The 24,629-nt window shown below is 41.6% G+C and carries 25 protein-coding genes; 24 read left to right on the plus strand and 1 reads right to left on the minus strand.

The annotated features are described in order from the left end of the window. The first annotated feature begins 189 nt into the window (after nt 1-189). From rpmH to AC19MV_RS17420, 6 genes are all read left to right on the plus strand, one after another. Entirely contained in the window at nt 190-327 is a 138-nt protein-coding gene (gene rpmH, locus AC19MV_RS17395) for a 50S ribosomal protein L34 (protein ID WP_006083827.1), read from the plus strand. 12 nt (nt 328-339) lie between these two features. Further along, nucleotides 340-696 (plus strand): ribonuclease P protein component, encoded by a 357-nt coding sequence (gene rnpA, locus AC19MV_RS17400; protein ID WP_160055730.1) that lies wholly within the window; start codon nt 340-342, stop codon nt 694-696. Next, entirely contained in the window at nt 663-917 is a 255-nt protein-coding gene (gene yidD, locus AC19MV_RS17405) for a membrane protein insertion efficiency factor YidD (protein ID WP_160055732.1), read from the plus strand. Before rnpA ends, yidD begins: the two co-directional genes overlap by 34 nt. A 3-nt stretch (nt 918-920) precedes the next feature. After that, nucleotides 921-2,549 carry a membrane protein insertase YidC gene (gene yidC, locus AC19MV_RS17410; RefSeq protein ID WP_432403326.1) on the plus strand — a complete coding sequence of 543 codons (1,629 nt, stop codon included), beginning with the start codon at nt 921-923 and terminating at the stop codon, nt 2,547-2,549. A gap of 96 nt (nt 2,550-2,645) precedes the next feature. Further along, nucleotides 2,646-4,007, plus strand: coding sequence for a tRNA uridine-5-carboxymethylaminomethyl(34) synthesis GTPase MnmE (mnmE, locus tag AC19MV_RS17415; protein ID WP_498309153.1), 1,362 nt, complete (start codon nt 2,646-2,648; stop codon nt 4,005-4,007). A gap of 25 nt (nt 4,008-4,032) precedes the next feature. Then, complete coding sequence (locus AC19MV_RS17420; protein ID WP_498309155.1) at nt 4,033-4,650, plus strand: 3'-5' exonuclease; 618 nt, start codon at nt 4,033-4,035, stop codon at nt 4,648-4,650. Between the two features lie 21 nt (nt 4,651-4,671). Here AC19MV_RS17420 and AC19MV_RS17425 read toward each other — a convergent pair whose 3' ends face one another. After that, nucleotides 4,672-5,538: a LysR substrate-binding domain-containing protein gene (locus AC19MV_RS17425; RefSeq protein WP_432403361.1), complete on the minus strand. Its 867-nt coding sequence runs from the start codon at nt 5,536-5,538 to the stop codon at nt 4,672-4,674. 139 nt (nt 5,539-5,677) lie between these two features. On the opposite strand from AC19MV_RS17425, the gene AC19MV_RS17430 reads away from it, so the two are divergent. The 18 genes from AC19MV_RS17430 to AC19MV_RS17515 all read left to right on the plus strand — a co-directional run bounded on the left by AC19MV_RS17430 (nt 5,678) and on the right by AC19MV_RS17515 (nt 24,597). After that, nucleotides 5,678-6,808, plus strand: coding sequence for an S-(hydroxymethyl)glutathione dehydrogenase/class III alcohol dehydrogenase (locus tag AC19MV_RS17430; RefSeq protein ID WP_498309156.1), 1,131 nt, complete (start codon nt 5,678-5,680; stop codon nt 6,806-6,808). Nucleotides 6,809-6,881: 73 nt separating this feature from the next. Then, entirely contained in the window at nt 6,882-7,727 is an 846-nt protein-coding gene (gene fghA, locus AC19MV_RS17435; RefSeq protein ID WP_498309158.1) for an S-formylglutathione hydrolase, read from the plus strand. Between the two features lie 293 nt (nt 7,728-8,020). Beyond that, complete coding sequence (gene mioC, locus AC19MV_RS17440) at nt 8,021-8,467, plus strand: FMN-binding protein MioC (RefSeq protein ID WP_498309160.1); 447 nt, start codon at nt 8,021-8,023, stop codon at nt 8,465-8,467. 463 nt (nt 8,468-8,930) lie between these two features. Continuing rightward, nucleotides 8,931-10,820: a tRNA uridine-5-carboxymethylaminomethyl(34) synthesis enzyme MnmG gene (gene mnmG, locus AC19MV_RS17445; protein WP_498299284.1), complete on the plus strand. Its 1,890-nt coding sequence runs from the start codon at nt 8,931-8,933 to the stop codon at nt 10,818-10,820. A gap of 111 nt (nt 10,821-10,931) precedes the next feature. Beyond that, entirely contained in the window at nt 10,932-11,552 is a 621-nt protein-coding gene (rsmG, locus tag AC19MV_RS17450; protein ID WP_432403371.1) for a 16S rRNA (guanine(527)-N(7))-methyltransferase RsmG, read from the plus strand. 62 nt (nt 11,553-11,614) lie between these two features. Beyond that, nucleotides 11,615-12,403 carry a ParA family protein gene (locus AC19MV_RS17455; RefSeq protein WP_432403373.1) on the plus strand — a complete coding sequence of 263 codons (789 nt, stop codon included), beginning with the start codon at nt 11,615-11,617 and terminating at the stop codon, nt 12,401-12,403. Nucleotides 12,404-12,412: 9 nt separating this feature from the next. After that, the gene (locus AC19MV_RS17460) at nt 12,413-13,297 is read left to right on the plus strand and encodes a ParB/RepB/Spo0J family partition protein (RefSeq protein ID WP_432385276.1); all 885 of its coding nucleotides are present in this window, start codon (nt 12,413-12,415) and stop codon (nt 13,295-13,297) included. A gap of 224 nt (nt 13,298-13,521) precedes the next feature. After that, the gene (locus AC19MV_RS17465; protein WP_432403446.1) at nt 13,522-13,905 is read left to right on the plus strand and encodes an ATP synthase subunit I; all 384 of its coding nucleotides are present in this window, start codon (nt 13,522-13,524) and stop codon (nt 13,903-13,905) included. Nucleotides 13,906-13,917: 12 nt separating this feature from the next. Continuing rightward, on the plus strand, nt 13,918-14,712 hold the full coding sequence (atpB, locus tag AC19MV_RS17470) for a F0F1 ATP synthase subunit A (protein WP_432403375.1): 795 nt from the start codon (nt 13,918-13,920) through the stop codon (nt 14,710-14,712). A 65-nt stretch (nt 14,713-14,777) separates the two neighbouring features. Then, entirely contained in the window at nt 14,778-15,029 is a 252-nt protein-coding gene (gene atpE / locus AC19MV_RS17475; RefSeq protein WP_011639455.1) for a F0F1 ATP synthase subunit C, read from the plus strand. Nucleotides 15,030-15,066: 37 nt separating this feature from the next. Then, on the plus strand, nt 15,067-15,537 hold the full coding sequence (gene atpF / locus AC19MV_RS17480; protein ID WP_432403377.1) for a F0F1 ATP synthase subunit B: 471 nt from the start codon (nt 15,067-15,069) through the stop codon (nt 15,535-15,537). Nucleotides 15,538-15,553: 16 nt separating this feature from the next. Beyond that, on the plus strand, nt 15,554-16,087 hold the full coding sequence (atpH, locus tag AC19MV_RS17485) for a F0F1 ATP synthase subunit delta (protein WP_432403379.1): 534 nt from the start codon (nt 15,554-15,556) through the stop codon (nt 16,085-16,087). A gap of 14 nt (nt 16,088-16,101) precedes the next feature. Next, nucleotides 16,102-17,643: a F0F1 ATP synthase subunit alpha gene (gene atpA, locus AC19MV_RS17490; RefSeq protein WP_498299281.1), complete on the plus strand. Its 1,542-nt coding sequence runs from the start codon at nt 16,102-16,104 to the stop codon at nt 17,641-17,643. A gap of 53 nt (nt 17,644-17,696) precedes the next feature. Next, entirely contained in the window at nt 17,697-18,557 is an 861-nt protein-coding gene (gene atpG / locus AC19MV_RS17495; RefSeq protein ID WP_432403383.1) for a F0F1 ATP synthase subunit gamma, read from the plus strand. Nucleotides 18,558-18,591: 34 nt separating this feature from the next. Continuing rightward, nucleotides 18,592-19,983, plus strand: a complete 1,392-nt coding sequence (gene atpD, locus AC19MV_RS17500) for a F0F1 ATP synthase subunit beta (protein WP_160055766.1) — start codon at nt 18,592-18,594, stop codon at nt 19,981-19,983. A 36-nt stretch (nt 19,984-20,019) separates the two neighbouring features. Beyond that, nucleotides 20,020-20,448: a F0F1 ATP synthase subunit epsilon gene (locus AC19MV_RS17505; protein ID WP_432403385.1), complete on the plus strand. Its 429-nt coding sequence runs from the start codon at nt 20,020-20,022 to the stop codon at nt 20,446-20,448. A gap of 420 nt (nt 20,449-20,868) precedes the next feature. Then, nucleotides 20,869-22,233 (plus strand): bifunctional UDP-N-acetylglucosamine diphosphorylase/glucosamine-1-phosphate N-acetyltransferase GlmU, encoded by a 1,365-nt coding sequence (glmU, locus tag AC19MV_RS17510; RefSeq protein WP_498309162.1) that lies wholly within the window; start codon nt 20,869-20,871, stop codon nt 22,231-22,233. A 270-nt stretch (nt 22,234-22,503) separates the two neighbouring features. Continuing rightward, entirely contained in the window at nt 22,504-24,597 is a 2,094-nt protein-coding gene (locus tag AC19MV_RS17515; RefSeq protein WP_498309164.1) for a TonB-dependent receptor, read from the plus strand. Nucleotides 24,598-24,629 lie beyond the last annotated feature (32 nt).

The following is a 24,629-nucleotide window of genomic DNA, read 5'->3' on the forward strand; positions in this document are numbered from 1 at the left end:
CACAGACTTATCCACATCTTCTGGTGCTTTTTTACTTTCAGCTTCAAAGAAAGATTGGCAGAAATTCATCATATAACCACTTTCGTTATTGACGATAGTAATTAAAGTGATTACAATTCGGCCTCTTTTTTGCCCTTACCTCTAATTTTGGAGCTAAGGTAAATTCACTAACAAAGACGGATTGCCATCATGAGTAAACGTACTTTTCAACCTAGCAACCTGAAGCGCAAGCGTTCTCACGGCTTCCGCGCTCGTATGGCCACTGTAGGCGGCCGTAAGGTGCTTGCACGTCGTCGTGCGAAGGGTCGCGCTCGTTTATCTGCGTAAGTAGATAACTAGGTGACTAGCTATACCTTTACGCGGGAGTTACGTTTGTTAACTCCCGCGCAATTTAAATCTGTATTCTCCAATCCAATCAAAGCATCCTCTGCTGAAATAACTCTGCTCGCAATTCCAAATTCAGAGCAACATCCTCGTTTAGGATTAACTGTGGCCAAACGTTTTGTTAAACGTGCTAACCAACGTAATCGCATTAAACGCGTGATAAGAGATAGTTTTCGTTTACATCAACACGACATCCCCAACATAGATATCGTGGTATTAGTCAGAAATGGCGTGATGGAAATGGAAAATGCAGAACTACACAAATTGATAGAAAAGCTATGGCGAAAACTCAGTCGCCGTTACAATGGCTAGCAACCACGGTTATCCGTGGTTATCAACTTTTTATAAGCCCTTTACTGGGACCGAAGTGTCGGTTCAATCCAACTTGTTCTTATTATGCGATTGAAGCAATAAAAACACACGGAACAGTGAAAGGTAGTTGGTTTGCAATCAAACGCATATTAAAATGTCACCCTTTACATCCCGGCGGTAGTGATCCCGTCCCCCCTAAAAATGACAGGTGTAATAAATAGGCTATGGAATCTCAACGCAATATATTGCTAATCGGTCTGCTGTTTGTCAGCTATCTAATGTGGACACAATGGCAAACAGATAAAGCACCACAACCGGTAGCACAACAAACTGTTACCCAAACAAACGCCTCGACAATTAATGGCGCAGACGTTCCTGAAGCAGACTCGACTGGTATGCCAGTTGATTTACCTGCGACTAAAAACTTAATTACCGTTAACACTGACCAGCTTGATATTAAAATCAGCCCAGTTGGTGGTGACATCGTTTATGCCGCGTTAGTTGCACATAAAGTTGAAATTGATAAAGATGACCCTTTTGTCATTCTTGAGCAAACCAATGATCACACTTATATTGCACAAAGTGGCTTAATCGGTCGCGACGGCATTGATAGCAGTGCTAAAGGTCGTGCCGCATTTGCCGCACAAAATACCTCTTACACATTAGCAGACGGTCAAGACACATTATCTGTGCCTTTAACCTTTACTGCAGACAACGGTGTCACTTACGTAAAAACCTTTACGTTTACCCGTGGTCAATATGATGTTGGCGTTGATTACAGCATTAGCAACACTTCAGATACTGCATTACAAGTACAAATGTACGGTCAAATAAAACAGAGTATCAAAGAATCTGAAGGCAGCATGATGATGCCTACTTATCGTGGTGGTGCATTCTCAACTCAAGATACTCGCTACGAAAAGTATGACTTTGAAGACATGGCAGACAAAAACCTAGGTAAAGTAACACTAGGTGGCTGGGCGGCAATGTTACAACACTACTTTGTATCAGCTTGGATCCCACCGGCAACAGACTCAAACACTATTTTCTCAAGTGTGAGTGCTGGCGGTTTAGCTAACATTGGTTTCCGTGGCGCGGTATATGATATTGCTCCAGGTGCAACTCAAGAAATTAGCTCACAATTTTATGTTGGCCCTAAAAACCAAAAAGCGCTTTCAGCTATCTCTGATACCTTAAACTTAGTTGTTGATTATGGTTTCTTGTGGTGGTTAGCAGTACCTATTCACTGGTTATTGATGTTCTATCAATCATTTGTGGGTAACTGGGGTATGGCAATTATTTTAATCACCCTAACGGTACGTGGTTTGTTATATCCATTGACTAAAGCGCAATACAGCTCAATGGCTAAAATGCGTAACCTACAGCCAAAATTAGCTGAGATGAAAGAACGCTTTGGTGATGACCGTCAAAAGATGGGTCAAGCCATGATGGAACTGTACAAAAAAGAGAAAGTAAACCCAATGGGCGGTTGCTTACCTATTTTGCTACAGATGCCAATCTTCATCGCATTGTACTGGGTATTACTTGAAAGCTATGAATTACGCCACGCGCCGTTCATGCTATGGATTACTGACTTATCAGTACAAGATCCATACTATGTATTACCATTGCTAATGGGTGTATCGATGTTCTTGATGCAGAAAATGCAGCCAATGGCACCGACCATGGATCCAATGCAAGTTAAGATGATGCAATGGATGCCAGTTATCTTTACTGTATTCTTCTTATGGTTCCCAGCAGGCCTAGTACTTTACTGGTTAGTGGGTAACTTAGTTGCGATTACGCAGCAAAAGATTATTTATGCAGGTTTAGAGAAAAAAGGCTTAAAATAAGCCTAAGCTCTACAGTTAACTCACTCAGTAGTTAAATGAATAAAAAGGCGGCTTAATAGGCCGCCTTTTCCTTTAATGATTTAGCAGGTATTTCCCGTGACAACAGACACTATTGTAGCGCAAGCCACAGCACCAGGGCGTGGTGGTGTAGGTATTATTCGTGTATCTGGCGACCTAGCAACTAATGTGGCGACAGCCATTATTGGTCATGTGCCTAAAACCCGTTACGCTGAATATTGTGACTTTAACACTAGCGACGGCCATGTTATCGACCAAGGTATTGCGCTGTTTTTTAAAGGCCCAAATTCATTTACCGGTGAAGACGTATTAGAGCTACAAGGTCACGGCGGCCAAATCGTACTCGATATGTTGATTAAGCGAGTCATGGAAATCGAGGGTATTCGTATTGCTAAACCCGGTGAGTTTAGTGAACAAGCCTTTATGAATGATAAACTCGACTTAACTCAAGCAGAAGCGATTGCCGATTTAATTGATGCTACCAGTGAGCAAGCGGCAAAAAGTGCACTGCAATCATTGCAAGGTGAGTTTTCTAAAGAAGTTCATGAATTAGTAGAACAAGTGACTAACCTACGCTTATATGTTGAAGCCGCAATAGATTTTCCTGATGAAGAAGTCGACTTTTTATCGGACGGAAAAATTGCCAATGCCTTGTATCGCATTATAGACAAACTCACTACCGTTCAAGCCAGTGCTAAGCAAGGTTCAATTATTCGCGAAGGCATGAAAGTGGTCATAGCAGGGCGCCCTAATGCCGGTAAATCAAGTTTACTAAATGCACTAGCCGGTAAAGAGTCCGCCATTGTCACAGAAATTGCAGGCACTACCCGTGATGTATTACGTGAACATATTCACCTTGATGGCATGCCACTGCACATTATCGACACAGCAGGATTACGTGACACCACAGATACGGTTGAGCAAATCGGTATTGAGCGCGCTTGGGCAGAAATAGCGAGTGCCGATAGAGTCTTGTTTATGGTTGATGGTACGACGACAGATGCCGTTGACCCACATAATATCTGGCCCGACTTTATTGATCGTTTACCTTCAAGACTGGGTGTAACGGTGGTACGCAACAAAGCCGATTTAACCGGTGAAACACTCGAAATGTCGCAAGAGCAAGGATACGATGTTTACCGTATTTCAGCTAAAACAGGCCTGGGAGTTGAAGAGTTAAAGCAACACCTTAAGTCATTAATGGGTTATCAAAGTAACCTAGAAGGCGGATTTATTGCCCGCCGTCGTCACTTAGAAGCCTTAGATTTAGCCGCAAGCCACCTACAACTGGGTAAAGAACAGCTTGAAGTGTATCTCGCCGGAGAGTTACTGGCAGAAGAGTTACGCATGTGCCAGATGGCACTCTCTGAAATTACCGGTAAATTCACTTCAGATGACTTACTCGGCAAAATATTTAGTTCATTCTGTATTGGTAAATAGTGTATAGCTCTGTAGGAATAAACACATGACATTGGCTAATCAAGTTGTCGTTCTCGACTTTGAAACCACAGGTTTATCACCCGACAATGGTGACAGAGCCATTGAAATAGGCGCGGTAAAGCTGGTTGATGGCCAAATAGTGGATACCTTTCAAGAGCTGATAAACCCAGGTAAACGGGTAAACAGCTTTATTGAGCAGTACACAGGTATTAGCAATAACATGCTCAAACATGCGCCATCATCTAAAGAGGTGATGGCACAATTTGCCAAGTTTATTGATGGATTCAATTTAGTCGCGCACAACGCCAGCTTTGATAAAAAGTTCTTAGATGCTGAATTCAAACATAATAAACTTCACTATAACGGCCAGTTTGCTTGCTCATTATTATTATCGCGCCGGATAAGCCAGGATGCACCTAATCACCAACTCGGTACCTTGGTGAGTTATCATCAATTGCCTAACGACGGTGTATTTCACCGCGCCTTAGCTGACGCCACCATGACCAGCCACCTTTGGTTGCATCAACTTGAGGTACTGCAACAGCAATTGCCGCAACAACTTATTACCCTAGATATTATCAATAAAATATCTAGCCTGCCCAAATCACAAATAAACCGCTACTACCAAACAATGGCTCGCTGATAATTCCTAGCCCAGCGTTTATTACAAGTCTTGCGCTAATTTATCCACGAGTAATCGTACTTTAGGTGACAAATGGCGGTTGTGTGGATACAAAGCCCAAATGCCTTCTTTAGGTTGCTGATATGGCGCGAGTAACACCACAAGCTGCCCAGATTCAATTGCGTCATTAACGTAATAACCGGGCAATTGCACAATACCTAAACCACTTATTGCGGCAGATAATAAGCTTAATCCACTGCTGCAACTCAACGAACCATGTACCTTAACGGCTTTAGATTTACCTTGGTCTATAAAGTTCCAATGCGATTGGCTGCCAATTAAACAATTATGTTGGCTCAGTTCCGACAAGGTATAAGGTGTACCAAATTGGGCAATATAGCTCGGCGCAGCGCACACATATTGGCTGCGATTAGTTAAGCGCTTGGCCATCATTGACGAGTTAGTTAACCGCCCTAGCCTAATGGCTAAATCAAAACCACCTTCTACTAAATCAAGCTGACGATTCGTTAACTCGCACACCACTTCAATATCACGATACTGCTGCATAAAATCGATAACAATCGGCATAACAAACTTTTCACCGTAAGTTACCGGTGCCGTCATTCTTATTAAGCCCTGGGGTTTATCTTTTAAACTTGAAATAGCCCTTTCAGCCTCATCAAGACTGTCTAGCACTTGGCGGCAATGCTGATAATAAACCGTGCCTTCTTCGGTTAACGACACCTTGCGCGTGGTGCGATAAAACAGTTTAGTGTTTAAGCGATTTTCAAGTTGACTCACTTGACGACTCACTTGCGCCGTCGAAATACTTAAACGCTTACCAGCGGCAGTAAAACTGTCGGTTTCTGCTACTGCAACAAACTCAAAAATCCCTTCCCACTGCATCATTATTACATTCTCGTAAAAGTCATTTGCAAAACTAGCTGATTATCATTTGATGATAAACAAATACAATGGATAAATACACTACACTGTAGTGATGTTTATCATCCATATTTCATGGTGTTTACGTTTAAGGAAGCTATCTATGTCTGCACAATTTATTAAATCAAAAGCCGCAATTGCTTGGGGACCAGGTCAACCGTTATCGGTTGAAGAAGTCGATGTTATGTACCCAAAAGCAGGTGAAGTCATGGTACGTATCGTGGCATCGGGTGTTTGTCATACCGATGCATTCACCTTATCAGGTGATGATCCTGAAGGCGTATTTCCAGCAATTCTTGGTCATGAAGGCGGCGGGATTGTTCATATGGTTGGCGAAGGTGTTACCAGTGTCAAAGTTGGCGACCATGTTATTCCGTTATACACCGCAGAATGTGGTGTATGTAAATTCTGTACTTCAGGAAAAACTAACCTATGTAGTGCAGTACGTGCCACACAAGGTAAAGGCTTAATGCCAGACGGCACCACGCGCTTCTTTAAAGATGGCGAACCTATTTTCCACTACATGGGTTGCTCAACCTTTTCTGAATACACAGTATTACCCGAAATTTCATTAGCTAAAGTCAGTAAAGAAGCGCCATTAGAAGAAGTGTGCTTATTAGGTTGTGGTGTCACTACCGGTATGGGCGCAGTATTGAAAACAGCTAAAGTTCAAAAAGGCGATACAGTGGCTATTTTTGGTCTTGGTGGTATTGGTTTATCAGCCATTATTGGCGCAACAATGGCGGGAGCAAGCCGTATTATTGGTGTCGATTTAAACGAGTCTAAGTTTGAATTAGCTAAAAAGCTCGGCGCAACTGATTGTATAAACCCTAAAGACTTTGATAAACCAATCCAAGAAGTGATTGTTGAAATGACCGATGGCGGCGTTGATTTCTCATTTGAATGTATTGGTAACGTTAACGTGATGCGCAGTGCATTAGAATGTTGTCATAAAGGCTGGGGTGAGTCAGTTATTATTGGTGTAGCAGGTGCAGGACAAGAAATATCAACGCGTCCATTCCAATTAGTGACCGGCCGAGTATGGCGTGGCAGTGCATTTGGCGGTGTAAAAGGACGTAGCGAATTACCCGGTATTGTTGAGCAATATTTAGCTGGTGAGTTTAAGTTAGACCACTTTATTACCCACACAATGGGCCTTGAAGGGATTAACGATGCATTTGATTTAATGCACAAAGGCGAAAGTATCCGCAGTGTTATCCACTTTGCTAAGTAACGCTTCATTTATGATGACAGACGCAGTTAAGTATAAAACGACTTAACTGCGTGATGACAAATAAGGATACATAATGACCATTGAAAATATCAGCAGCACCAAGGCATTTGGTGGCTGGCATAAACAATACAGTCATCAATCGGCAGCACTCAATTGCACAATGCGTTTTGCTATTTACTTACCGCCACAAGCAGAACAGCAAAATGTGCCAGTATTGTATTGGTTGTCAGGGCTCACCTGCACTGACGAAAATTTTATGCAAAAAGCAGGCGCACAACGTATTGCTGCAAAACTTGGAATTGCCATTGTTGCACCAGATACCAGCCCACGTGGCGAAGGTGTGGCCGATGATAAAGATGGTGCTTATGATTTTGGTTTAGGTGCAGGATTCTATCTCAATGCCACCAAACCACCGTTTGATCAGCACTATAAGATGTACGACTACGTGGTATCTGAACTGCCAGCATTAATTGAAGCGCATTTCCCCGTGACGAATCAACGTAGCATTAGTGGGCATTCAATGGGCGGCCATGGTGCCCTGACTATTGCATTAAAAAATCCAAATCAATTTAACAGCGTCTCGGCATTTAGCCCGATTTGTCATCCTATGGATTGCCCATGGGGAATTAAAGCGTTTCGCGGTTATTTGGGCGATGATCAACTACAATGGCAACAATATGATAGCTGTGAGCTGATGCAAAACAGCCAACAATTTGTGCCTGCGCTGGTGGACCAAGGCAGTAATGACAATTTTTTAGATGAGCAGTTAAAGCCACAAGCACTCGTCAATATCGCTAAAAACAAAGGCTACCCACTTGAATTGCGCATGCAACCTGGCTACGACCATAGCTACTACTTTATCGCGACCTTCATTGAAGATCACCTGCGCTTCCATGCTAAACATTTACAGATTATCTAAGGTAAGCAATTGCTTAACAAGGATTAAGCGGCAATTTAACTTAGTCTAAATCTGTTAATGCTAACTAACCAGTCACCCAAAACGAGCCTTTATGGCTCGTTTTTTTACTTCATAAGCTTAAAAAATGTTGATAACAGTATCAAGCCAATCATATGAACGATTATTTTGTACTAAGTTTCGCGCTAAAAAGTGTAAATAAGCCAACATCAAGCGTAATTGAACGAGTAAAATAACTCCATAGTGAACAAAACCGACGTTAAAACGACCAAACTTATCAATTATTCGGAGTCAAAATGGCAAAAATAGCGTTATTAGTAGGTACAACGTTGGGCAGCGCAGAATATGTCGCTGATGAAATGGCAGCGCAATTAGGCCAATTAAACCACCAAACGGAGGTGTTAATTGACCCACAATGGGATCAATTAAGCGACTTTTCAGTATGGATAATTGTCAGTTCTACCCATGGTGCAGGCGATCTACCAGACAATATAGTGCCTTTTTATAAGCAATTAATGCTCAATATGCCGGATCTTACATCGATCCATCATGCATTATGTGCCATTGGTGATTCAAGCTATGACACTTTCTGCCAAGGGCCTGAAAAAATAATTGATCTACTTGTGCAATGCGGATCTAAACCTATTGTGGATAAGATCCAAATTGATGTTCAACAAGACCCTGTGCCTGAAGAGCCTGCGCTAGCGTGGTTAACACAATGGCAATCTAAAATTAATCTGTAAAAAAATCGATCTTTAATTGTATAAACTCAGATCAACTCACAATTTAGATCTTACTTATCCACAAATTACTATTTTTAATGATAACTTTGTGGGTAAGCTATTATTTTTAGCGATCATAACTCTGTACTATTCACACTCCGATCCGCTTAAAGATCACCCTTGTGGATAACTACCCGATCTATCCCCATGTTATCTTGAGTTTGATCGCGATCAGATCACAAGTTTAGTTAGCTGTTAACTATTGATTTTAATAAAGAATAAAAGTTACTAACAGAAAATGGCGATCCTAATAATAAACATAATAAAAAGATCTATATAAAGATCTTAAGATCTATTAAGCAAACCCATCTTGATCAATCTATGAAAAATGATCGTTCACGTTCAGACAAGCAAGTGCTAAAATGTCCTCATTGAATAACGTTTCAAATAGAATTTAACTTTCTTAGCAATCAAAGGTCGCATAATGCATTTTCATGAACGGTTTGATGTAATTGTCGTTGGTGGTGGTCATGCCGGTACAGAGGCAGCACTAGCAGCAGCAAGAATGGGATCAAAAACATTATTGTTAACCCATAACATCGACACATTAGGTCAGATGTCTTGTAATCCAGCCATCGGTGGTATTGGTAAAGGCCATTTGGTTAAAGAGATCGATGCATTAGGCGGCGCAATGGCAACAGCCACAGATTTTGCCGGAATTCAATTTAGAACATTAAATTCAAGTAAAGGCCCTGCTGTTCGTGCAACTCGTGCACAAGCAGATAGAGCTCTATATCGTCAAAAAATCCAATCTATTTTACAAAACCAACCTAACTTACGCATTTTCCAACAAGCAGTAGATGACTTAGTTGTTGAAAATAATAAAGTTGTTGGTGTTGTCACACAAATGGGATTAGCATTTGAAGCACCAACTGTTGTATTAACGACAGGCACGTTTTTAAGTGGCAAGATCCACATTGGTTTACAAAATTACAGCGGTGGTCGTGCAGGCGATCCGCCAGCAATTGCATTAGCAAATCGTTTACGTGAATTACCAATCCGTGTTGGCCGTTTAAAAACAGGTACACCACCACGTATTGATGCTAACACTATCGATTTTTCGCAAATGACGGAACAAAAAGGTGATACACCATTACCTGTTATGTCATTTATTGGCGATGTGAGTCAGCATCCAAAACAGGTTTCTTGTTTTATTACTCACACTAATGAAAAAACTCACGATATTATTCGTGGTGGTTTAGACCGAAGCCCAATGTATTCAGGTGTTATTGAAGGTATTGGTCCACGTTATTGCCCATCGATTGAAGATAAAATCCATCGTTTTGCAGATAAATCATCACATCAGATCTTTATCGAACCAGAAGGCTTGAGTACCAACGAAATTTACCCTAATGGTATTTCTACCAGCTTACCGTTTGATGTTCAGCTCAATTTAGTTCGTTCAATTAAAGGCATGGAAAATGCTGAAATTGTTCGTCCAGGTTACGCAATTGAGTACGATTATTTTGATCCACGCGATCTTAAAAACTCATTAGAAACCAAAACCATTGCCGGTTTATTCTTTGCTGGCCAAATCAACGGCACAACAGGTTATGAAGAAGCGGGTGCTCAAGGTTTATTAGCGGGTATGAATGCGTCATTACAAGTACAAGGTAAAGAGACTTGGTGTCCTCGTCGTGATGAAGCATACCTTGGTGTATTAGTTGACGATTTATCAACATTAGGTACCAAAGAACCGTACCGCATGTTTACCAGCCGTGCAGAATATCGCTTATTACTTCGTGAAGATAATGCTGATCTTCGTTTAACAGAAAAAGGCCGTGAACTTGGCTTAGTGGATGATAAACGTTGGGAAATGTTCAGTAAGAAAAAAGAAGCGATCGAACTTGAATTACAACGTCTACGAGGACAGTGGGTACACCCAAATTCTCCATTGCTGGATGTGCTTAATCCGCAATTGAATACACCAATATCTCGCGAAGCCTCTTTTGAAGATTTACTGCGTCGTCCTGAAATGGATTACAGTAAATTAATGCAATTAGAAGGTTTTGGCCCAGGTCTTGAAGATCCACAAGCCGCTGAGCAAGTGCAAATTCAAGTGAAGTATTCTGGTTATATCCAGCGTCAACAAGATGAAATTGATAAAGCGATCCGTCATGAAAGCTCATTATTGCCACTGGATCTTGATTACCAAGAAGTGCCAGGCCTTTCAAATGAAGTGATAGCAAAGCTCAATAATCACAAACCTGAAACGGTAGGACAAGCCTCGCGCATATCGGGTATTACTCCGGCAGCGATCTCAATCTTGCTAGTACATTTGAAAAAACGCGGTTTATTGAGAAAAAGCGCTTAAATTCAGATATTTTTTCGACTCAATAACACTAGGGAAGCCATAAGGCTTCCCTTAGTGCTTTTACGGCTTCATAATAACCGCCGTCTGTTCATGCATTTTACGAGGCTTTCTGTGTTATCTGCCCAACTCCAAACTTATTTAGCTGAAATGAAAATATCGGCCACTGAATTACAACAAAAACAATTAATCGGTTTTGTTGAAATGCTCGCTAAATGGAATAAAGCCTATAACCTCACCTCGGTTCGCGATCCTGAGCAAATGTTAATCCGTCATATTATGGACAGTCTAACCGTTTCTCCTTATCTTGAAGGACAGCGTTTTATTGATGTGGGCACGGGTCCTGGTTTACCTGGGATCCCGTTAGCAATCATGAACCCAGACAAACAATTTGTATTATTGGACAGTTTAGGTAAACGGATCCGTTTTCAGAAACAGGTTCAATTTGAACTAAAAATTAATAATATAGCCTCAGTAGAAAGTCGGGTTGAAGCTTATCAACCTGATGAAAAATTTGATGGTGTTTTAAGCAGAGCATTCGCGTCAATACAAGATATGCTCAGTTGGTGTCATCATTTGCCAACTGAAAAAGGCATCTACTACGCCTTAAAAGGTCAGTTAAACGAACAAGAATTACAGCAAATGCCAGCAGGTTTTTCGCTGGTCGAAACCATTGTATTGCATGTACCAAAGTTAGATGAACAGCGACATTTATTAAAAATTGCTAAGCAATAAAGTGCATTTCTTTCGCTAATTAAGCTAACCGGACATCAATAATTTAAAGACAGGATGACATTGTGGGTAAAATCATTGCCGTAGCCAACCAAAAAGGTGGCGTAGGAAAAACAACAACTTGCGTAAATTTAGCCGCATCACTTGCCGCCACAAAGCGTAAAGTGTTGTTGATCGATTTAGATCCTCAAGGCAATGCAACTATGGGCAGTGGCGTTGATAAATACAATGTCGACAATACCGCCTATGAGCTCCTCGTAGAAGAAAAACCTTTTGCAGACATCGTGATCAAAAATACCGTAGGTAAGTTTGATTTGATCGCTGGTAATGGTGATGTCACTGCGGCAGAAATTAAGCTAATGGAGTTTTATGCTCGCGAGATCCGTTTACGCAATGCATTAGCGCCAATTAGAGACGATTACGATTATATTTTTATCGACTGCCCACCATCATTAAATATGTTAACAGTTAATGCCATGTCAGCCGCTGATTCTGTACTTGTACCAATGCAATGTGAATATTATGCATTAGAAGGGCTTACTGCGTTAATTGATACCATTACTAAGCTTGGTGCTATGGTAAACCCGACGTTAACCATAGAAGGCATTTTACGCACCATGTATGACCCTCGTAATCGCCTATCAAATGATGTATCAGACCAACTAAAGCAACATTTTGGTGATAAGGTTTATAGAACGGTCATTCCTCGAAATATTCGTCTAGCAGAAGCCCCTAGTTTTGGTGCGCCTGCAATGTATTACGACAAATCGAGTGCTGGAGCCAAAGCTTATTTAGCCCTTGCGGGTGAAATTATTCGTCGTGCTGAGCAGCAAACACAACCCAAACAAGCGTAGGACATAAAAATGACGTTAAAAAAACGCGGTTTAGGTAAAGGCTTGGATGCCTTATTAAGCCACAGCAATGCTGCAAGTCGTAAGAGCGAACAACCAGAAGAGACTTTGCCATTAACGACAGCGGGCGAACTTATACACCTTGATCTGGATAAACTTCAAACAGGAAAATACCAACCGCGTAAAGATATGTCTCCAGAAGCATTAGAAGAGCTTGCGGAGTCCATCCGTTCACAAGGGGTTATTCAACCTATTGTTGTACGTAAAGTGGCAAATGGTAATTATGAAATTATTGCAGGTGAGCGCCGTTGGCGTGCTGCACAACTAGCAAAACTCGATAAAGTCCCGTGTATTGTTAAACAGGTGGCCGACGAAGCCGCGGTTGCTATCGCGCTGATTGAGAATATTCAACGTGAAGATCTCAATGCGATGGAAGAAGCAATCGCTTTACAGCGTTTGTTGGAAGAATTTGAATTAACCCATCAACAAGTTGCTGATGCGGTTGGTAAATCTAGGGCTAGTGTCTCTAATTTATTGCGATTAAACAGTCTCAATGAGCCTGTTAAACGTTTGTTAGAATACGGTGACATTGATATGGGCCATGCCCGTGCTTTATTGGCCATTGAGGGTGATGAACAGACTAATTTAGCTCGATTAGTTGCATCAAAGGAAATGACTGTTCGAGAAACTGAACGATTAGTTAATAAAGCCTTAAATCCGGCTAAAGTCGCCGAAACTCATGCTAAAGATCATGATGTTAGCCGTTTAGAACAAGAGTTAATTGAAAGGCTCGGTGCCAAAGTTGCCATTAACCATGGTACTAAAGGCAAAGGGAAAATTGTAATAAACTACCAGAATCTCGCTGAATTAGACGGTATTTTAAGTAAAATCCGTTAAAAAGCTGACTAAACCATTTCATGTAGTAATTTTGTGACACAGCGCTAATTTTTACTTTTATATATTTAGCGCTAATTCACTCATTAAATCGTTGTTTTCCCATCATCAAAGTTGCAAACAAAGCGCGAAAAGGTATACTTTGCAGGCTTTTTGTATCTTAAGGCTGGTTTAATATATTAAATTTAAAATTAGGACCGCGAAAAGCATAATGCGGAGATATGAAGTTGGGTAATGTTTTAGCGCGTCGTGGTAGGTTAGCAGCCTATAAATTAGTGCTGGTACAAGCGATTGTCGCGGGTATTATTTCAATACTATTTTTCGTAATGTGGGGAGCACAGTATGGTCAGTCTGCGTTAGCAGGTGCGACTATCGCTGTACTTCCTAATTTTGTATTCGCAACCCTAGCTTTCTCACATAGTGGGGCAAGCTCTGCAGCAAAAGTGGTTAAAAGCTTTTACTGGGGGGAAGCGGTAAAGATGCTCTTGACCATTGCATTGTTTTCGTTGGCGTTTATCAATATGAAAGTCGGTTTTATGCCGCTTTTTACCTGTTATTCGTTAGCGTTAGTTGTGCATTGGATAGCACCTTTATATTTCAAGCAAAGTTAAGTGGGATGAATCATGGCTGCAACTGGTGAAGCGTTAACACCGCAGGGCTATATCCAACATCACCTTACCAATTTAAGCGTTGGTGAAGGGTTTTGGACATGGCACATTGATTCGTTGCTCTTTTCGGTTGGGCTTGGGATGTTGTTCTTATGGCTGTTTTACAGTGTTGGCAAGAAAGCGACAACAGGCGTTCCTGGCAAGTTTCAATGTTTTGTCGAGATGATTGTTGAGTTTGTTGATAGCAGCGTAAAAGAAACCTTTCACGGCCGCAATCCTGTTATTGCGCCTTTAGCTCTGACTATTTTTGTGTGGATTTTCATGATGAATTTCATGGATATGGTCCCTGTTGATTGGTTGCCTCATGCAGCAAGTCTAATGGGTATCCCATACCTTAAAGTAGTTCCGACTACTGACGTTAACATTACCTTTAGCTTAGCTCTTGGTGTGTTTGTGCTGATTATTTACTACAGCATTAAAGTCAAAGGTGTTTCAGGTTTTGTTAAAGAACTAACATTTCAGCCTTTTAACCATTGGGCAATGATACCCGTCAACTTATTACTAGAAACAGTCACCTTAATTGCGAAACCGATTTCATTGGCTTTGCGACTATTTGGTAACTTGTATGCTGGTGAGTTGATATTTATCCTTATTGCATTGATGTATGGTTCTAACGTGGCGTTATCTGCTCTAGGTGTAGGTTTACAACTAGGTTGGCTAATATTCCATATTTTAGTTATTACTTTACAAGCATTTATTTTCATGATGTTGACCATTGTTTATTTAAGCATGGCGCATGAAGATCACTAAGGGTAACCGAAAATTTTTTTGACCTAAATCATTAATAACAACGATTTAGAATATTGGAGATAGATATGGAAACTGTATTAGGAATGACGGCTATTGCTGTTGCTCTACTTATTGGTATGGGTGCATTAGGAACAGCTATCGGTTTCGGCCTTTTAGGTGGAAAGTTTTTAGAAGGTGCAGCTCGTCAGCCAGAAATGGCGCCTATGTTACAAGTTAAAATGTTCATCGTAGCGGGTCTTTTAGATGCCGTAACTATGATTGGTGTAGGTATTGCGCTATTTATGCTATTTACTAACCCATTGGGTGCAATGCTTTAACTAACGCTTCTGTCTTTAATCTAACTAGGAGGCTGTTGTGAATTTCAACGCTACCTTACTCGGTCAGACGGTTGCCTTTATTCTCTTCGTGTGGTTTTGCATGAAGTTTGTATGGCCTCCGTTGATGAATGCCATCGAAGAACGCCAGAAGAAAATTGCTGATGGTCTGGCAGATGCCGGCCGTGCAGCAAAAGATCTAGAGTTAGCACAAATTAAAGCTACTGAGCAACTTAAAGAAGCAAAAGTAACTGCCAACGAAATTATTGAGCAAGCTAACAAGCGTAAAGCTCAAATCGTTGAAGAAGCTAAAGTTGAAGCACAAACTGAGCGCGCTAAAATTATCGCTCAGGGTCAAGCAGAAATTGAAAACGAACGTAATCGCGTAAAAGATGACTTGCGTAAGCAAGTTGCTTCTCTAGCCATTATTGGTGCTGAGAAAATCCTTGAACGTGTAATCGATGCAGAAGCCCACAGTGACATAGTTAATAAACTAGTTGCTGAAATTTGATTAAGGGAGTTGAGTTATGGCTGAATTAAGCACCATCGCTCGCCCTTACGCAAAGGCAGCTTTTGATTTTGCTGTTGAGCATAAAGCAGTAGAAAGTTGGACAGAAATGTTAACTTTCGCTTCATTGGTGAGTGAAAACGAATCAATCAAGCCATTGCTTAATGGTACTCTTGCGAGTACACAACTTGCCACACTGTTTATTAACGTATGCGGTGAGCAAGTCAATGAGCAAGGTCAAAACCTGATAAAGGTAATGGCTGAAAACGGTCGTTTAGGGATACTGTCAGCAGTATCGCTACTTTTTGCTGAATACCGTAATGAGTGGGCGAAAGAAGTTGAAGCCGATGTGGTTTCTGCTTTTGAGTTGACTTCTGAGCAACAACAGCAAATTAGTGTTTCTCTAGAGAAACGTCTCGCACGCAAAGTTAAGCTGAATTGCAGCATCGACGCATCGCTCATTGGCGGTGTGATTATTAAATCAGGCGACCTAGTCATTAATGGCTCGGTAAGCGGTAAGTTATCGCGTTTGTCTGACAAGCTGCAGTCGTAATTGGGAGTTTAAGCATGCAACTGAATTCCACTGAAATCAGCGATCTGATTAAGCAGCGGATCGAGCAGTTCAACGTCGTTAGTGAAGCTCGCAACGAAGGTACTATTGTTGCAGTAAGCGACGGAATCATTCGCATTAACGGCCTAGCCGATGTAATGCAAGGTGAAATGATCGAACTGCCTGGTGGCCGTTTTGCAATCGCGTTGAACTTAGAACGTGATTCTGTCGGTGCCGTAGTAATGGGCCCTTATGCTAATTTAGCAGAAGGCGCAAAAGTAAGAACAACTGGTCGTATTCTTGAAGTACCTGTTGGTCGTGGACTACTTGGCCGTGTTCTTAACACGCTTGGTGAGCCAATTGATGGTAAAGGACCTGTCGACAACGACGGTTTCTCTCCTGTTGAAGTGATTGCTCCAGGTGTTATTGAGCGTAAGTCAGTAGACCAACCAATCCAAACTGGTTATAAAGCCGTTGATGCCATGATCCCAATCGGTCGTGGTCAACGTGAATTGATTATTGGTGACCGTCAGACTGGTAAAACAGCGATGGCTATCGATGCAATTATCAACCAGAAAGATTCAGGTATTAAGTGTGTCTATGTTGCTGTTGGTCAGAAAGCTTCTACCATCGCTAACGTAGTACGTAAACTTGAAGAACATGGCGCACTAGCTAACACTATCGTTGTAGTTGCATCAGCTTCTGAAGCTGCCGCACTGCAATACTTAGCTCCATATTCTGGTTGTTCTATGGGTGAATACTTCCGTGACCGCGGTGAAGATTCTTTAATTGTATATGATGATTTGTCTAAGCAAGCAGTTGCTTACCGTCAAATTTCATTGCTATTGAAGCGTCCACCAGGACGTGAAGCGTACCCAGGTGACGTATTCTATCTACACTCGCGTTTATTAGAGCGTGCTTCACGTGTAAACGTGAACTATGTAGAAAAGTTCACAAATGGTGCAGTAACAGGCCAAACCGGTTCGTTAACCGCGTTACCTATTATTGAAACCCAAGCTGGTGACGTATCAGCGTTCGTACCGACCAACGTAATTTCTATTACAGATGGTCAGATCTTCCTTGAGACTGACTTGTTTAACTCGGGCTTACGTCCAGCAGTTAACCCAGGTATTTCTGTTTCTCGTGTTGGTGGTGCAGCGCAGACTAAGATCATCAAGAAACTGTCTGGCGGTATTCGTACTGCACTAGCACAGTATCGAGAGCTTGCAGCGTTCTCACAGTTTGCATCTGATTTAGATGATGCAACTCGTGCTCAGCTTGAGCATGGTGAGCGTGTAACCGAATTAATGAAGCAAAAACAATATGCTCCTATGAGTGTTGCTGCTCAGTCTGTGTCTATTTTCGCAGCTGAAAAAGGCTTCCTGAAAGGTGTTGCTTTAAATGAAATCGGTCGCTTCGAAGCCGCTCTGCTTTCATACATGAACAGTCAACATGCTGACCTAATGAACACCATCAACGCTACTGGCGATTATAACGCTGATATCGAAGGTGAGTTAAAGGCAGGCATGGACAAGTTCATTGAAACCCAAACCTGGTAATAATGAACACGGGGTGTCATTAGGCACCTCAGGTCCCAGATTGGAGAGTAGAGATGGCCAGCGCTAAAGAGATTAAAACCAAGATCGCGAGTGTTAAAAATACTCAGAAGATCACTTCCGCTATGGAAATGGTAGCAGCCAGCAAAATGCGTAAAGCGCAAGAACGCATGGCAGCAAGCCGTCCATATGCAGAAAATATGCGTAAGGTGATCGGTCACGTAGCGCAAGGTACTCTCGAATATAAACACCCCTATTTAGAGGTGAGAGATGCCAAGCGGGTTGGTTACATAGTAGTAGCAACCGACCGTGGTCTTTGTGGTGGTTTGAACGTCAACCTTTTCAAAAAGGTTGTGTCAGACGTTAAAAAATGGAAAGAACAAGGTGCAGATGTTGAGTTTTGCCCAATTGGTGCCCGTTCTGTTCAGTTTTTTAAAAGCTTTGGTGGTGAAATATCTGCCCATGCATCAGGTTTAGGCGATGCGCCAAAACTTGCTGATTTGATTGGCACAGTACGTGTCATGTTAAAAGCTTACAACGAAGGTAAACTGGATCGTCTGTATATTGTGTTTAACAAATTTGTTAATACAATGTCCCAGACTCCTGTGATCGAACAGCTGCTACCTTTACCTAAATCAGATGAAGAAGTAGCTAGTTATCCTTGGGATTATATTTACGAGCCAGATCCAAAAGAAATTTTGGATGTATTATTAACTCGTTATATAGAGTCTCAGGTATATCAAGGCGTTGTTGAAAATATTGCCTCTGAACAGGCTGCCCGTATGGTAGCAATGAAGGCGGCAACAGATAACGCTGGTGAAATGATCGATGATTTGCAACTCGTCTATAACAAGGCCCGTCAGGCTGCGATTACGCAAGAACTGTCGGAAATTGTATCAGGCGCTGCAGCGGTTTAGGTTAGGTAACGAAATCAAGTTTAGAGGATTAATCATGAGCACAGGTACTGTTGTCCAAGTAATTGGCGCGGTTGTGGACGTAGAGTTTCCACAAGATTCTGTACCTCGAGTATATGACGCTCTGAAGATCACTGGCGAAGGCGCCTGCAATGGTTTGGTGCTGGAAGTTCAGCAGCAGCTAGGTGGTGGTGTAGTTCGTACCATCGCTATGGGTTCTTCTGATGGTCTGCGTCGTGGTCTAGAGGTAGTAAACTCAGGTTCACCAATTTCTGTTCCGGTAGGGGCTGCAACCCTTGGCCGTATTATGAACGTACTAGGTGAGCCAATTGATGAAGCGGGTCCTATCGGTGAAGAAGAGCGTTATGAAATTCACCGTGCAGCTCCTTCATACGAAGAACAGTCAAACTCAACTGAACTTTTAGAGACGGGTATCAAGGTTATCGACCTTGTTTGTCCTTTCGCTAAAGGTGGTAAAGTTGGTCTGTTCGGTGGTGCTGGTGTTGGTAAAACAGTTAACATGATGGAACTGATTAACAACATCGCTAAAGCTCACTCAGGTCTTTCTGTTTTCGCTGGTGTTGGTGAGCGTACTCGTGAGGGTAACGACTTCTACTACGAAATGAAAGATTCAGGCGTATTAGACAAAGTAGCCATGGTTTATGGTCAGATGAACGAGCCTCCAGGAAACCGTTTACGCGTAGCGTTATCGGGCCTGAGTATCGCTGAAAAGTTCCGTGACGAAGGTCGTGACGTATTGTTGTTCGTGGACAACATTTATCGTTACACCCTTGCTGGTACTGAAGTATCTGCACTATTAGGTCGTATGCCGTCAGCAGTAGGTTATCAGCCAACACTAGCTGAAGAGATGGGTGTTCTTCAAGAACGTATCACTTCAACTAAGTCTGGTTCGATTACTTCTGTTCAAGCTGTATATGTACCTGCGGACGATTTAACCGATCCGTCACCCGCTACAACCTTCGCTCACTTAGATGCGACAGTTGTATTGTCTCGTCAAATTGCTTCTTTGGGTATTTACCCAGCCGTTGACCCGTTGGACTCGACTTCACGTCAGTTAGATCCACAGGTTGTTGGTCAAGAGCATTATGATGTTGCAAACGGTGTACAAACTGTATTACAGCGTTATAAAGAGCTGAAAGACATTATTGCTATTTTGGGTATGGATGAATTGTCAGATGATGACAAAACCATGGTATTCAGAGCACGTAAGATTGAGCGTTTCTTATCTCAACCTTTCTTCGTAGCAGAAGTGTTTACAGGTTCTCCTGGTAAGTACGTTTCTCTAAAAGACACTATCCGTGGCTTTAAGGGTATTTTGGAAGGTGAGTTCGATCACATTCCAGAGCAAGCGTTCTACATGGTTGGCTCAATCGATGAAGCTATCGAAAAAGCGAACAAAAAGAAATAACTAGGCCGTAAAGCTTAGTTCTTTAAGGAGAACTTGATGGCAGCCAAAACAGTCCAACTTGATATTGTTAGTGCAGAAGACAGCATCTACCACGGCGAAGTGAGCTTTTTTGAAGTGAACGGCGCTGAAGGTGAGTTAGGTATTATGCCTAACCACGTTGCTCTACTAACAACAATCAAGCCTGGTATGGCGCGCTTTATCAAGCAAGATGGTAGTGAAGAAGTGTTGTACCTTTCAGGTGGTTTACTGGAAGTACAACCTACTGCAATCTCAGTACTTGCTGATGTAGCATTACGTGCCGATGATATTGATGAAAAAGCCGCTTTACAAGCGAAGGAACGTGCAGAGCAAGCTATTGCTAATGCTGGCGCCGACTTCAATTACGAAGCTGCAGCTATCGAATTAGCCAAGTCTTTGGCTCAATTGAAAGTAGTTGAAACCATCAAGCGAAATATCACCAGATAATCTGATTATTTGACGCTGAAAAGGCGACTCATTATGAGTCGCCTTTTTTATTGCCGTTTAATACCATTCTGCATTAATAAGTGACCACTCAGAATGTATCCAGCGGTTTTTGATTAAGGCGTCGCTATGTAGTAATGGTTGTTCCCTTTCAAATAGCGAGAACGCAGAGCAAAAGCCGCTGGGGCATTCCTTTCAGGCGAGTTTTAAAAGGGCTTACACTGCGTTGCATGACTTCGAAAGAGAATAACTATTCATTCAGTCATTCGCCTTGTTTAAGCCCTTTTAAATTCTCGCTGAGAGATCACTTACTAACGCGGAATGGTATAATACTGAAATACCACATCGTGAGTTTTTCCATTTGTATTGAGATTAAGCTAAAATAGCGCCAATTAGAATTTATGTTGTTTGAAGGGATTAATTATGTCGTTAAATGTTGTCATCTTAGCTGCAGGCAAAGGAACTCGCATGCGCTCTGATTTGCCTAAAGTTCTGCATCCAATTGCTCATAAAAGTATGGTTCAGCATGTTATCGACACAGCTAACTCATTAGGATCACAAGCGATTCAATTAGTGTATGGCTATGGTGCAGATAAGCTACAAGCGGCATTAGGTGAGCAAACATTAAACTGGGTATTGCAAGCCGAGCAGCTTGGTACTGGCCATGCTGTAGCACAAGCCAATCCAAACATTAACGACGATGATACCGTACTCATTCTTTATGGTGACGTTCCGCTTATCCAACAATCAACACTCGAAAGCTTGCTTGCCGCGCGTGAGAAAAATGGCCTCGCTATTTTGACTGTCAATCTGACTAATCCAACAGGCTATGGCCGCATAGTGAGAGAGTTTGGTAAGGTTGTTGGTATCGTTGAGCAAAAAGATGCGAACGCGGACCAATTAAAAATCACTGAAGTGAATACCGGCATCATGGCGGTACCCGGCAAGCAATTAAAAGCGTGGTTGAATCGGTTATCTAACAACAATGCTCAAGGCGAATATTATTTAACAGACATCATTGCCATGGCTCATGCTGATGGTGTCGCTATTACCACGTCACAACCCCAGTCAGCCATTGAAGTTGAAGGCGCAAATAATCGTGTGCAATTAGCACAGTTAGAACGTGCTTACCAAGCTCGCGCTGCTGAAAAACTCATGTTAGAAGGTGCCAATTTACGCGACCCTGCACGTATCGATATTCGTGGTGATGTTACCGTGGGTATGGATGTGATGATTGATATCAATGTCATATTCCAAGGTAAAGTGGTATTAGGTAATAATGTCACGATTGGTGCTGGTGCGATTCTGATTAATTGTGACATTGCAGATAACGCTGAAATTAAACCTTATACCATCGTTGAAGGCGCAAAGCTTGGGCAAGCAGCCAGTGCTGGACCTTTTGCTCGTTTACGCCCAGGGGCGGAACTGAAGCAAGATGCGCACATTGGTAATTTTGTTGAAATAAAAAAATCAGTGTTAGGTGTTGGCTCTAAAGCGGGCCACTTGAGTTACATAGGTGATGCTGTTATTGGTGCTGGTGTGAATATTGGTGCTGGTACCATTACCTGTAACTACGATGGAGCTAATAAGTTTATTACCACCATCGAAGATGGCGTCTTCGTAGGAAGCGACACTCAATTAGTTGCCCCAGTGACTATTGGCAAAAACGCCACCTTGGGTGCCGGCTCTACTATCACTAAAGATGTAGCAGAAAATGAATTAGTTATTACCCGTGTAAAACAGCGCCATATTACGGGTTGGCAACGACCGATTAAAATTAAAAAGTAGATGTTTATACTAATTATTCTAAAGCGGCCATTGGTCGCTTTTTTATTGTCTTAAAGATTATCAATATTAAACTCACCAAATAAAATCACAAAAAAGAGATGAATTAAGCTTAAATTCATTTTAGCGTGCTAGCTCAACTCGTTGGTTTATATATGATTACGATCTATATCACATTCAATTGTAAAGATTTTAAAAAAAGTATAAATAGAAACGCTTCTCATTTATATTACTCTCGTTTATTGGAGTAGAGATTTCATTGAGGAGTTATAAATGGTATTTAAATATTCAGTTATAGGTTTAGCCGTTGGTTTAGCATTAATGATGATGCCAGTAATGGCTGAAGTATCTAGTGATACAAACATGGAACGTATTAATGTCATGGGTCGAACTTTTAACGATTATAAAGTCGGTACAGCATCTGGTGCTATGCGCGGTGATATCGACCTAATGGATACTCCACAATCAGTCAATGTTATCCCTGATTTTGTAACCGATGAACAATTGGCAACTAACCTTGCTGAAGTATTAGTGAATGATTCAAGTGTAACGGCAGGGACTACACGCTGGAACCGCCAAGTTTTTAGTATTCGTGGTTTCGAATTAGATTCTGGCAATGGCTATTTAATTAATGGCCACCAGCAATGGTCTCACTACATACAGCCTATTGAAACTCTCCAACAAGTAGAGGTGCTTAAAGGGCCTTCTAGTATGTTATATGGCCAATCTGGCCCTGGTGGCTTAGTGAATATGGTCACCAAAAAACCAACATATGACTCAATGCTCGATATTGGTTTTGATACAGATGAAAATGGTTCTACTCGTGTTCAGCTTGATGCGGGTGGCAGTTTGAACGAAGCACAAAGTGTTCGTTATCGTGCTGTTTTGGTTAAACAAGATACGGAGTACTGGCGTGAATATTCAACCACTGACGAAGCACAGGAACGTGATCGTTGGTTAGGCTATATCAACATGGAGTTCGACCTTAGCGATGATATTTTGTTATCTGTTAAGTATGATCATACTCAAGATAAAGCGGGAATAGATGCTGGTGGTTGGTTAGATAATGACGGTAATTTGATTGGTGATAATAAAACTATTTGGGATGCTCCTTGGGCCTTTACCGATAATACGGTTTCAAATTTAGGTGCTGATATTACATGGCATATAAATGATGTGTGGAAAGTAAAAGCAGGTTATAACGATCAGCAGTTTAATCGTCAACGTTTCGACTCTTCGCCACAATATGAGCCTGATCCTTTTAACAACGGTTACAGCATTAAACCATTTGATCGCTATGATGACTGGCAACATAAAACCGCTTTTGTCGACTTTACTGCAAACTTAAATGTTGCAGATGTTGAACATCAGTTATTAATAGGTGCTAACTATTTAGACTATTTCTACCAGCAGCAAATTCAAAGTGGCGTCACTCAAAAAATTGTGCCTGGACAGGCTGCCATTCAACAAGATCTTGATCATCATTTGTCTGCTAAAAAGACACCGACTGAATACAACTATTACGGTTTCTATTTACAAGATTTAATAACATTCAATGAGCAGTGGAAGTTGCTTGCTGGTGTACGTTATGACGAGCAAAAGAAAGACGGTTTAGGTGAGAATAGCTATGCTGTATCACCTAAGTTTGGTGTAATTTATTCACCAAAAGAAAATGGCAGTATTTACGTTAACTATTCAAAAAGTTTTACTCCACAAGGTGCTGTTAATAATCAATTTGACGTTAACGATGAACTGGATTTAAAACCTGAATACGGTATTCAGTATGAAATCGGAACTAAGTGGGAGTTGTTTGACGACCGTTTATTAATGACGGCAGCAGTATTTGATATCACCTTAGAAAATATTACTATTTCGGAAACATTAGCGGTACCAACAGGCTCATTTACCTATATCACCACACAAGGTGGTGAGCAAAAACATCGTGGATTTGAATTAGGTGCTCAAGGTCAAATAAGTCAGAATTGGTTTGTTACTTCATCAATGATGTATTTAGATGCTGAATATCAAACCGGTGATGAGCTTGAAGGCAATACACCGATAGATGCGCCAGAATGGTCCGCTAATATTTGGACGCGTTACGAAATAACCGACAACTTTGCAATGAACTTTGGTGCTGTGTATGTTGGCGATCGTTTCGCCAATACTGACAACACTATCAGTAAAGATGATTATATTCGCTTTGACTTGGGCGCAGCATATACCATGAATATTATGAACAAAGATGTTAGCGTTCGTGCCAATGTTAAAAATGTATTTGATACCGATTATATCGAAGGTGGTGAGTACAACATGGTCACTGTCGGCCAGGAGCGTAATATCAGTTTAGCGGCAGAAATTAAGTTTTAAGCTGCGCATATTTCTGATTATATTCCGTATCC

This window comes from Shewanella sp. MF05913 (assembly GCF_059758095.1).